10 protein-coding genes, 1 tRNA gene and 1 pseudogene are annotated in these 10,627 nt (G+C 75.6%); 6 read left to right on the top strand and 6 right to left on the bottom strand.

Going from position 1 to position 10,627, the window contains the following annotated elements; genetic code table 11:
- Window positions 1–115: 115 nt before the first annotated feature.
- From bcp to AB0L34_RS30500, 5 genes are all read right to left on the bottom strand, one after another.
- A complete protein-coding gene (gene bcp, locus AB0L34_RS30520; protein WP_350702826.1) occupies window positions 116–592 on the bottom strand; it encodes a thioredoxin-dependent thiol peroxidase in 477 nt (158 codons plus the stop codon).
- 276 nt (window positions 593–868) lie between these two features.
- Window positions 869–1,969 (bottom strand): hypothetical protein, encoded by a 1,101-nt coding sequence (locus AB0L34_RS30515; RefSeq protein WP_363708745.1) that lies wholly within the window; start codon window positions 1,967–1,969, stop codon window positions 869–871.
- Window positions 1,966–2,682, bottom strand: a complete 717-nt coding sequence (locus tag AB0L34_RS30510; RefSeq protein ID WP_363708743.1) for a thioredoxin domain-containing protein — start codon at window positions 2,680–2,682, stop codon at window positions 1,966–1,968. The genes AB0L34_RS30515 and AB0L34_RS30510 overlap by 4 nt, the downstream gene beginning before the upstream one ends.
- Window positions 2,675–3,193: a MauE/DoxX family redox-associated membrane protein gene (locus AB0L34_RS30505; RefSeq protein WP_357459125.1), complete on the bottom strand. Its 519-nt coding sequence runs from the start codon at window positions 3,191–3,193 to the stop codon at window positions 2,675–2,677. The genes AB0L34_RS30510 and AB0L34_RS30505 overlap by 8 nt, the downstream gene beginning before the upstream one ends.
- Window positions 3,194–3,242: 49 nt before the next feature.
- The gene (locus AB0L34_RS30500; protein WP_363708741.1) at window positions 3,243–3,827 is read right to left on the bottom strand and encodes a sigma-70 family RNA polymerase sigma factor; all 585 of its coding nucleotides are present in this window, start codon (window positions 3,825–3,827) and stop codon (window positions 3,243–3,245) included.
- 107 nt (window positions 3,828–3,934) lie between these two features.
- On the opposite strand from AB0L34_RS30500, the gene AB0L34_RS30495 reads away from it, so the two are divergent.
- From AB0L34_RS30495 to AB0L34_RS30480, 4 genes and pseudogenes are all read left to right on the top strand, one after another.
- Entirely contained in the window at window positions 3,935–4,579 is a 645-nt protein-coding gene (locus AB0L34_RS30495) for a zf-HC2 domain-containing protein (RefSeq protein WP_363708738.1), read from the top strand.
- A gap of 109 nt (window positions 4,580–4,688) precedes the next feature.
- Window positions 4,689–6,350: a copper resistance protein CopC gene (locus AB0L34_RS30490; RefSeq protein WP_363708736.1), complete on the top strand. Its 1,662-nt coding sequence runs from the start codon at window positions 4,689–4,691 to the stop codon at window positions 6,348–6,350.
- A gap of 15 nt (window positions 6,351–6,365) precedes the next feature.
- Window positions 6,366–7,097, top strand: coding sequence for a YcnI family protein (locus tag AB0L34_RS30485; protein ID WP_363708734.1), 732 nt, complete (start codon window positions 6,366–6,368; stop codon window positions 7,095–7,097).
- Between the two features lie 665 nt (window positions 7,098–7,762).
- A pseudogene (locus AB0L34_RS30480) lies at window positions 7,763–7,978 on the top strand (hypothetical protein); the annotation flags it as partial.
- A 509-nt stretch (window positions 7,979–8,487) separates the two neighbouring features.
- Here AB0L34_RS30480 and AB0L34_RS30475 read toward each other — a convergent pair.
- Entirely contained in the window at window positions 8,488–9,756 is a 1,269-nt protein-coding gene (locus tag AB0L34_RS30475) for a glycosyltransferase 87 family protein (RefSeq protein ID WP_363708732.1), read from the bottom strand.
- A gap of 75 nt (window positions 9,757–9,831) precedes the next feature.
- Here AB0L34_RS30475 and orn point away from each other — a divergent pair, with 75 nt between their 5' ends.
- Window positions 9,832–10,422 (top strand): oligoribonuclease, encoded by a 591-nt coding sequence (gene orn, locus AB0L34_RS30470; RefSeq protein ID WP_357459106.1) that lies wholly within the window; start codon window positions 9,832–9,834, stop codon window positions 10,420–10,422.
- Between the two features lie 97 nt (window positions 10,423–10,519).
- A tRNA-His gene (locus AB0L34_RS30465) sits at window positions 10,520–10,592 on the top strand.
- Window positions 10,593–10,627: the final 35 nt, after the last annotated feature.

The following is a 10,627-nucleotide window of genomic DNA, read 5'->3' as shown; positions in this document are numbered from 1 at the left end:
GGCCGTGGCGGGTGTCGCGGGGGCGGGGTGGGGGGGGGGGGGCGGGCGCCCCCGGCGGGGGGCGCCGCGGGGGGGGGCCGCCCCCCCCCCCGCCCCCGGTCGAGGGCGGCCGGACTCAGTCGAGCCCGAGGTCGCGGCGCAGCTTGGCGACGTGGCCCGTCGCCTTGACGTTGTAGAGCGCGCGCTCGATCTTCCCGTCGGCGTCGATCACGAAGGTCGAGCGGATCACGCCGGTCACCGTCCGGCCGTACGACTGCTTCTCGCCGTACGCGCCGTACGCGATCAGCACCGACTTGTCGGTGTCCGCGACCAGCGGGAAGGTGATGGCGTCGCGCTCGCGGAACTTCGCCAGCTTCTCCGGCTTGTCCGGCGAGATGCCGACGACCTCGTAGCCGGCCGCCTGGAGCGAGGCGAGCGAGTCGCGGAAGTCGCAGGCCTGCTTGGTGCAGCCGGGCGTCATGGCCGCCGGGTAGGCGTACAGCACGACCTTGCGGCCACGCAGGTCGGCCAGCGAGAGCGTCTCGCCGGTGTCGGTGGGCAGGCGGAAGTCGGGGGCGGGGTCACCGGGGGAGAGGCGGTCGGGCGCGGTCATGGTCACGACCCTACCGCCGGTGCCGGCCCGCCGGCCGCGGGCGACGCGCCGGCACCGCGCCCGGCGTCCGGTACTTCCGGCCCGCGTCCGACGCGCTCCGGCCCGGCGTCCGTGCGGCGGACGGTGGTCGATGCCAGCGCTGTTGCCAGATATTCGGCAACAGCGATGGACGGGAAATGCGCAGACCCCGCGGGGCGCGGACGGACCGCCGAGGCGTGGGAGGTCGTGGGGAAACGCTGGCGATGCCCCACTGACCCCCACCCCGCCCCGGAGTCGTCAGGGGCGGGGCGCCGTGGGGGCGGGGGTGGGAGAGGGGGAGGGGCGGCGGGAGGTGGCGTGGAGGCGGAGGGCGCCGGCCGCCGCGGCGCCGACGCCGGTGACCAGGACGACGGCGACCAGGATCCGGGCCGCCGTCGCCGGCCACGGGACGGGGGCGACGGCGCGGGCGAAGACCGCGGCGTTCGCCACCCCGGCGAAGAGCGCCAGGCAGGCGCCGGCCAGCGCCAGCGCGAAGTCGGCGGCCGGCCGTCGGGCCAGCGCGTACACCCCGGCGGCGATCGCGCCGAGCCCGGTCAGCAGCGCCCACACCTGCCCGCCGAGCAGGCCGGTCAGCAGGCCGCCGACGCCCCGCGCCCCGGCGTCGAGCTCCCGGCCCACGGTGAACGCCACCGCGGCCACCCCGCCGAGCACCAACAGCCCGCCGAGCCCGGCCAGCGCCCGCGCGCCCGGCGCCGATCCGGCCGGCAGCAGCCCCAGCGCGCCGACCGCGAGCAGCCCGACCGTGGCGACCACCCACCAGGCGTACGCGTCCGGCGGCGGCACCCAGTCCAGGGTGCCGTGGATCTCCATCGGCTCGGCGCCGGCGCGCAGCGGCACCACCCAGTCCCGCACCCGGTGCTCCCGGTCGGGGGCGGCCCGCACCTGCGGCGGCGGCGCCGACTCGCGCCAGAGCGCCCGCTGGTCGTGCCAGCGCGCCGTGGACGAGTCGTCGACCCGCCGCCAGTCCGGCGGCGCGGCCGGGTCCGCCTCGGCCGGCAGCCGGGTGTCCCCGGCGATGGTCCGGTTCAGGTACGTCGCGGGGGAGCGGACGTTCTCGTACACCCCGTCGGGACCCACCCGCAGGTACGGCTCGCCGGAGTAGCCGACCACCTCGACGGCCTGGTCGCCGGTGTTGGTCAGCTCCAGCCGGGCGCCCGCCTCCACCACCCGTACGCTCAGCCCCTCCCGGGCCGGGGTGACCGCCGTCACCTCGGTGCGGTAGTCGGTGCCGTCGGGGGCGTCCGCCCCGTGCGCGGCCGCCGGCCCGGCGAGCGCGAGCGCCGCGGCCAGCGCGGCGACGAGCACCAGGCCGGCGCGGGCCAGCAGGTCACGGATCACTTGCCGGCCGCCTCCACCGCCGCCTTGATCCCCTCCGGGCTGCGGTCGGCGACTTCCTGGCCGTCGACCACGATGGTCGGGGTGCCGGTGATGCCGGCCTTGCTGGCCTCGTCGGTCACGTGCTCCGTCCACGGCTTGAAGGTGCCCTCCCGCAGGCAGGAGGCGAACCCGTCCCGGTCGATGCCGGCGCCCGCCGCGATGTCCACCAGCTCGTCGTCGCTGAGCCCGGCGCCGCCCTCCGGCGGCTGCCGGTCGAACAGTGCCTTGGCGTACTCCCGGTACCGGCCGCTCTCGGCCGCGCAGCCGGAGGCCGCCGAGGACCGGGTCGAGTACTGGGTGGTGGAGAAGCGGTTGAGGTAGGCCACGGGGTGGTAGACGACCCGCACCTTGCCCTCGCTGATGAGCTGGTCGATCGTCGGGCCGCTGACCTGCTCGAACTGCCTGCAGGCCGGGCAGAGGAAGTCCTCGTAGACGTCCACGGTGACCGGGCCCGAGCCGGCGACGACGCCGGTGCCGGCCTCGTTCGCGCCGGTCGGCGGGGTGAAGTCGTCGGAGCGCTGGCTGGAGTAGACGCTCCAGCCGATGAGGCCGGCGATCACCAGGACGGCGACGGCGGCCACGGAGACCCAGAGCGTCCGCTTGCGCCGCTGCTCCCGGGCGAGCTGTTCGCGGACCACCCGCGCGGCGCCCTTCTGCCCCTTGCGACTACTCATTCTCGTCCTCCACGGGTACGTCCCCCGTCAGCCAGCCGTCCACGGAGACGGGCGTGCGGGGCCAGATCAGCAGGAATCCGGCCAGTGCCAGGAATCCCAGGTCCCGGAGGATCTCCGGGAGGTAGCTCGGCGCCTGCCCCTCGGCGAGTTGGCCGCCGCTGCCGAAGCAGCCGCAGTCGATCGCCAGGCCCCGGCTCCAGGCCGAGGCGATGCCGGCGACGAAGACCACCAGCAGCGCCGCGGAGACCGCGGCGCTCAGCCGGGTGGCCAGCCCGAGGAGCAGTAGCACGCCCAACGCCAGCTCCACGAAGGGCAGCGCCGCGCCGACCACCGTGGCGACGTCGTAGGGCATGACCTGGTACGCGTTGACGGCGCGACCGGAGGCGGCCAGGTCACCGACCTTGCTGCCGCCGGCGATCAGCCAGACGGCGGCCAGGCCCAGCCGGGCGGCCACGCCGAGCCAGGGGCGGACGGCCGGCCAGCGGGCGGCCGGAGTACGGGGGGCGGTCACGATCATTGGACGTCGCGTCCGCCACGGAAGTTCCCGGCCACGTTCCCGCTCATCCGGCGAGGGCGTCGCCGACCGCCTCGACGAGGTCGTTGCGGGCCCGGGCCACCCGGGAGCGGATGGTGCCCACCGGCACCCCCTCCACGGCGGCGGCCTCGGCGTACGACAGGCCGAGCAGCTGGGTGAGCACGAACGCCCCGCGCCGCTCGGCGGAGAGCCGGCGGACCAGGTCGGCGGCGCCGAGCTGGCCGGCGGGGTCGGGGTGCGACCGGCTGGCCCCCGCGTCGGCCGCGAGCCGCTCGTCGAGCCGCCGGCGGCGCACGACCGTGCGCAGGTGGTCGGCGCAGGCCCGCCGGGCGATGCCGAGCAGCCAGGTCCGCGCGCTGGACCGCCCCTCGAACGCCGGCAGCCCCCGGAACGCCCGCAGGTAGGTCTCCTGCGTCAGGTCGTCGGCGCTGTCCGGGTCGACCAGCGCGGCGGCGAAGCGCCACACCTCGGCCTGGGTGAGCCGGACGAAGGCGGCCTGGGCGACGGGATCCCCGTCGCGGGCGGCCAGCGCCCACACCGTCGCCGACTCGCGCGCGGCGGCGGCGTCGGTGGGACCGACGGCGGAGGTGTCGCGCGGGGCGGGGATCACGACAACCCAGGTTACGCGGCACGGCAGGAGGGGGCAGGGTCCTTCGGCCCTTCCATGGCCTGCGCCACGCCGGGAACTTTTCCGGCTCGCCGCACGACTACCCGCTCATGACTTGCGACGACGTACGCACGGCGCTGTCGGCGCGGCTGGACGGCGAGGACCCGCAGGCGGCGTCGGCGGTGCTGGACGCGCACACGGCGCGTTGCCCCGGCTGCCGCGCCTGGCTGGCCCGGGCCGAGCAGGTGACCCGGCTGGCCCGGGTGCGGGCGGTGGCGGTGCCCGACCTGACGGCCTCGGTGCTCGCGGCGGTCGCCGCCGACCCGGTCGCGGCCCGGCGCGCGCCGGAGGCGACCCGGCGGGCCCGCCGTCAGGTGCTGCGGGTCGCCGTCGCGGTCGCCGCCGTCGCCCAGTTGTCGATCGCGTTGCCGGTGCTGCTGGCCGGGCTGGACGTGACCGTCGACCCGCACACCAGCCGGGAGATGGCCTCCTTCGACGTGGCGCTGGCCGTCGGCTTCGCGCTGGCCGCGTGGCGGCCGGAGCGGGCCCGCGCGTTCGTGCCGGTGGCGCTGGTGCTGGCGGTGTGCCTGGCCGGCACCAGCGCCGTCGACATCGCCAACTCCACCACCGCCCTCGTGCACGAGGTCGGCCACCTGGCCGCCGTGGTGCAGGCGGGGCTGCTGTGGGCGCTGGGCCGGGTCGGCGGCGAGTCCGGCAGCCCGGTGTCGACGTCACTCCGGGCCCGGCATGGCTGACCACGCTCCGCCCCGGGCACGTACGCCCGAGCAGGGAGTCGCGCGGGCCGGTGGGCCTCGGGCAGCTCCGCACGGTCGGACTCGCGCCCGGCGGGTCGGGTCCGCGAGCATGACCGGCATGAGTGTCGCCAACCGTCGCCGGTTCGCCCGGCTGACCGCCGCCGTCGGCCTGCTGATCGCCGTCGTCGCCCTGTTGATCGCCCCCGCCGGCCCCGCCAGCGCCCACGCGGTGCTGGTGAGCAGCAGCCCGGTCGCCTCGGCGGTGGTGTCGAGCGGGCCGGCCGAGGTGGTGCTGACCTTCAGCGAGTCCGTCCGCAAGGTGCCGGGCAAGATCCGGGTGATCGCGCCGGACGGCTCCCGCGCCGATCGGGGCGAGCCGAGCTTCTCCGGCAGCGTGGTCACGATCCCGGTCGACTCGGCCGGGGGGCGCGGCACCTACCTGGTCAGCTACCGGGTGATCTCCGCCGACAGCCATCCGGTCTCCGGCGCGTTCACCTACTCCGTCGGCGCGCCCTCCACGCCCCCGGTCGACACCGGGGACGACAGCCGGGCCGACCCGGTGGTCGGCAACGCGGTCAAGGTCGCCAAGTACGTCGGCTACGCCGGCCTGCTGCTGCTCGTCGGCCCGGCGATGGTCCTCGCCGCGCTGTGGCCCCGGCGGCTGCCCCGGCAGGGCCCGGCGCGGCTGGCCTGGGCCGGGCTCGGCCTGGTGGTGCTCTCCACCGTGGCGAACCTCCTGCTCCAGGTGCCCTACACCGCCGGCGGGGGCGTGTTCGACGTGACCGGCGAGGGGCTCAGCGCGGTGCTGGGCAGCACCTTCGGCGCGGCGCATCTGGTGCGGCTGGGCCTGCTGGCCGCGGCGGCGTTCCTGCTCCGGCCGCTGCTGGCCGGGCCGGTCGGCCGCGCCGACCTGGTGATCCTGGGCATCCTCGGGGTGGCGGCCCTGCTGACCTGGCCGCTGGCCGGGCACCCGGCGGCCTCGCCCGCCCCGGCGGTCTCCGTCGTCGTCGACGCGGTCCACCTGGGCAGCATGGCCGTCTGGCTGGGCGGGCTGGTGATGCTCGCCGCCTTCCTGCTGCGCCGGGCCGACGAGCGGGAACTGGGCGCGATCCTGCCGATCTGGTCGCGCTGGGCGACGCTGGCCGTCTCGGCGCTGCTGCTCGCCGGCACCGTCCAGGCGTTGATCGAGGTCGCCACGCCGGGCGCGCTGGTCGACACCACCTACGGGCGGCTGCTGCTCGGCAAGATCGGGCTGTTCGCGCTGGTCATCGCGGTGGCCGCGTACTCCCGGCAGTTGGTGCGCCGCACGGCGGCCGGGCGGCCGGCGCCGATGCGGCGGGCGGTCTGGGCGGAGTTGGCGATCACCGCCGTGGTGCTCGGCCTGACCGCCGTCCTGGTGCAGACCACCCCGGCCCGCACCGCCGGCTCCGACGTGACCGGCGGTTCCCCCGGTTACTTCTCCACGACGCTGTCCAGCCCGATCTACTCCCTCCAGGTGGAGCTGGACCCGGCCGAGCGGGGCAACAACACCGTGCACTTCTACGCGTACACGAAGGACAACCGGCCACAGCCGGTGGTGGAGTGGCGCGCCACGGCGGCCCTGCCGTCGGCCGGGATCGAAGCGATCGAGGTCCCGCTGCTGCCGCTGACCGACAACCACGCCACCGGCGAGATCAACCTGCCGGCGGCGGGGGAGTGGCAGTTGCGCGTGACCGTCCGCACGTCCGACATCGACCAGGCCACGGTGACCGCCACCGTGCCGATCAGGTAACAGGAAGGCTCCCAGATGATCCGTCTCCGGCGTACCGCAGCCGCCGCAGCCGCCCTGGCGCTCGGCGCCGTCGCCACCGCCGTCCTCGGCTTCGCGGCGCCCGCCTCCGCCCACGTTTCGGTCAACCCGCAGGAGGCGACCCAGGGCGGCTACGGCCGGTTCGCCTTCCGGGTGCCCAACGAGAGCGACACCGCCTCCACGACCAAGGTGGAGGTGGTGCTGCCCGAGAACGCGCCGGTGGGCTCCGTGTCGACCATGCCGGTGCCCGGCTGGACGGTGGCGGTGGAGAAGCGCAAGGTCGACCCGCCGGTCGAGGTGCACGGCAGCCAGCTCACCGAGGTCGTCGCCAAGCTCACCTGGACGGCGACCGGAAACGCCGGGGTCAAGCCCGGCGAGTTCCAGGAGTTCCCGGTCTCGATGGGTCCGCTGCCGCAGGTCGACACGATGGTCTTCAAGACGCTGCAGACCTACTCCGACGGCAACGTGCAGCGCTGGATCGAGGAGCCGACCCCCGGCGGGGAGGAGCCGGAGAGCCCGGCCCCGGTGCTCACCCTCACCGCGGCCTCGCCGTCGGCCGCCCCCACCGGCGGCGCCGCCCCGGCGCAGGCCGACGACGATGACGACGCCGAGGGCGTCGGCCTGGCCACCGGGCTCGGCATCGCCGGCCTGGTCGCCGGGGCGGGGGGCCTGTTGCTCGGCGGTCTCGCCTTCGCGCGGAGCCGGCGGGAGCCCGCGCCGAAGGCGTGAGCCCCTCCCGCACCCTCCACCGGCCCGTCGGCGTACCCGGCGGGCCGGCGGCTTTCCGGGCCGGTGCCGTGGATATCCGCTGATCAGTCGGTCCTCGTCGGTAAGGTCGGCCGGGTATCCGGCTACGGAGGGGGACGAGGCGAATGCGGTTCGTGCGGGCGCTCGGCGGAGTGCTGCTGCTGACCATCGGGATTCCGGCGCTGCTCGCCGGCGGGGTGCTCGGGATGCTCACCCGGCACGCCGACCCGGCAGGCGCCTTCAGCGCCCGGTTCGAGACCGTGCACACCCCCGGGCACGCGGTGGTTGTCCGGGACCTCGACGAGCTGCTGCGCGCGGAGGCGCCGTTCGCCCGGGTCGGGCAGGCCCGGCTCCGGCTGGACGCCCGCACGGCCGACGGCCCGGCCTTCGTCGGGCTGGCCCCCGCCGACGAGGTGCGGCGCTGGCTCGACCCGGTGCCGCACGCCGAGATCCGCCGGGTGGCCCTGGCCCGGGGCCCGCTGCCGGTCCGGCTGGAGCCCGCCACACCGGCCGCCGGCTCCACACCGGCCGTCACGCCGATCGGTCAGCCCTTCTGGGTACGCGAGGGGATCGGCACGCTGGAGTGGTCCCCGCAGGAGCTGGCCGACCGGCGGCTGAGCCTGGTGGTGCTGCGCCCCGACGGGCGGGCCGACCTGACCCTGGAGCTGCGCGCCGGGCTGCGGGCCGGCTGGACCGCCCCGGCGACCGCGGGCCTGCTGGCCGGCGGGGTGCTGGCGGTGGTGCTCGCCGTGCTGCTCCTGTTGCGCCCGGTACGCCCGCGCGAGGTGGTCTTCGTGGTCGAACCGGACCAGGTGCCGGTGCTGGCCGGGAGGCTCGGCGTGACCTCGCTCAGCGGACTGGGCGCCCAGCCGACCCGGGACAGCGACCGGTCCCGGGTCGTCGGGCGTCAGCTCGCCTCGGTCGGCGCCGGCCCCGCGCCGTCCCGGACCGCCATCGGGCCGGTGCCCGCGCGCCGCCCCGCGACGCTCGCCGACCTCGCCGGCGGCGATCCGGCGGTCCGCCCGCCCGAGGTGACCCTCAGCCTGGCCTGGCCGCCGGCCGTTGCCGAGGCGACGGCCGCGCCGGCCCCGACGGAGGGCCGGCCCCGCCCGGACCCCCCGACCACGGCGGACTCCCCGCCCACCGCGGATTTCCCGGCCGCCCCGGATACCCCGGCGGCCCCAGAATCCCCTGCCACCCCGGCCTAACCGGCGGCCCCGGATTCCCCGGACGCCGCGCGCTGACCTGCCCGGGCGACCCGGACGGCGAGTGGCCCTCCGCGCTGCCGACGCGGAGGGCCACCTTCACCGGGGGATCGGTGCTACCCGAGAGACACCTGAGGTAGTTGTGACCAGATTAGCGGTGAAGGGGGCTACTCGGGAAGACTGTCCATTTGGTGTGACTTCCCGGCCCGGCGCCCGACCGGCAGCGCCACCAGCAGCAGCAGGCTCAGCAGCACGTACGTGTTGCGCACCAGGAACTCGCCCGGCGAGTCGGTGCGCACCGGGGCGACGCCCCAGTCGTAGAAGGTCACCACGCCGTACACGATCAGGGCGGTCGTGCCGACGGCGAGCGCGGCCAGCCCGTTCCGGCGGCGGAGGCCCTCGCCGGTGCCGGGGTCGGCGCTCATCGCCGCGTCCGCCAGCACCACCACCGCGGGGATGAACCAGTAGATGTGGTGGGTCCAGGTGATGGGGCTGACCAGCGCGCCGACCAGCCCGGTGAGGGCGAGCCCGGTGAGCGGGTCCCCCGCCCGGGCGGCCCGCGCCGCCCGCCACAGCCCGTACCCGGCGACGACCGCGACCAGCAGCAGCCAGAGCATCCGGTCCGGCTTCTCCGGGGCGGTGATGCGACTGAGCAGCCCGAACAGCGACTGGTTGCCGGTGTAGTCGGTGCGGCCGACCCGGTCGGTCGCCCACAGCTCGTGGGTCCAGAACCGCCACGAGTCACGCGGCGCGACCGCCGCGGCGAGCAGGGTCGCGGCGGCGGCCGTCGCGCTCGCCACCGCCGCCGCCCGCCACCGTCGGGTGGCCAGCAGGTAGACGATGAAGATGCCCGGGAAGAGCTTGAGCGCCGTCGCCAGCCCGACACCCACGCCGGCCCACCGAGCCGCCCGGGGTACGGCGAAGAGCAGGTCGGCCAGGATCAGCACGACCAGCAGCATGTTGATCTGACCGAAGGTGATCGTCTCCCGGGTGCTCTCCACGGCCAGCACGAGCAGGACCGCCACCGTGAGGGTGAACACACGGGGCAGGCCGTGCCGGGCGATCACCGGCGCCGACAGCCAACGGGTGGTGACCACCACCGCGAGCGCGGTCAGGATCGTGAAGATCGTCACGGTGGCGCCCAGCGGCAGCAACGCGAACGGGCGCAGCAGCAGCGCGCTGAACGGCGGGTAGGTGAAGTAGAGCTCGCCCTGCACCCGGTCGGGCTGGACGTAGTCGTAGAGCGGGTTGCCGGCCGCCCACCAGTCCATCGCCCGCATGTAGATCTTCAGGTCGAAGAAGTCGTGCACCAGCCCGGGCAGGTAGAGCGCCGGCAGCACGGCGGCCAGTGCCAGCACGGCGGCGAGCCGACGGACCGTACGGCCGCCCGGGTCGTCGTCGGTGACGGCGGGCGGTGCGGCGGGTTCGGCTGGCACGGGGAAACCCTAGCGGTCGGGTCGCGCCACGGTGCGCGGGCGCGCGGCCGGCGGGGCTGCGCGTAGTCTGGGCCGGTGGCTGATCTTCTCGTCTGGATCGACTGTGAGATGACCGGGTTGGACCTCGGCAGGGACAAGCTGATCGAGGTCGCCGCGCTCGTCACCGATCCCGATCTCAACGTGCTCGGGGAGGGTGTCGACGTGGTGATCCACGCCGACGAGGCGGCGCTGGAGGCGATGCCGGAGATCGTCCGCACGATGCACGGCAAGTCGGGGCTGACCGAGGAGGTCCGGCGCTCGACGGTGACCCTGGCCGAGGCGGAGGACATGGTCCTCGACTACGTCGCCAGCCACGTCAAGGACCCGCGCACCGCGCCGCTGTGCGGCAACTCGATCGCCACCGACCGGGGCTTCATCGCCCGGGACATGCCGCGCCTCGACGCGCACCTGCACTACCGGATGATCGACGTCTCCTCGATCAAGGAGCTGTGCCGCCGCTGGTACCCGCGGGTGTACTTCGGCCAGCCGCAGAAGGGGCTCGCGCACCGGGCACTGGCCGACATCCGGGAGAGCATCCGCGAGCTGGAGTACTACCGGCGGACCCTCTTCGTGCCGCTGCCCGGCCCCGACGTGGAGACCGCCAAGGCGATCGCCGCCCAACTCTGATTTCGGGGCGGAGAACCCGCTGGACGCGGCGGGCGGGGGTGGGGCTATTATTGGTCCGCACCCCGCCCGGGGCGATCGACCGGGTGCGGAAGGCATGGTGGCTGTAGCTCAGTTGGCAGAGCACCGGGTTGTGGTCCCGGTTGTCGTGGGTTCAATTCCCATCAGTCACCCGGTTGCCGAAGGCCCCCTCCGCGAGGAGGGGGCC

Source organism: Micromonospora sp. NPDC052213 (assembly GCF_040679695.1).
In the GTDB taxonomy this organism is placed as follows: domain Bacteria; phylum Actinomycetota; class Actinomycetes; order Mycobacteriales; family Micromonosporaceae; genus Micromonospora.
The sequence above is the reverse complement of the archived record's forward strand: the minus strand, read 5'-3'. Positions and strand labels throughout refer to the sequence as shown.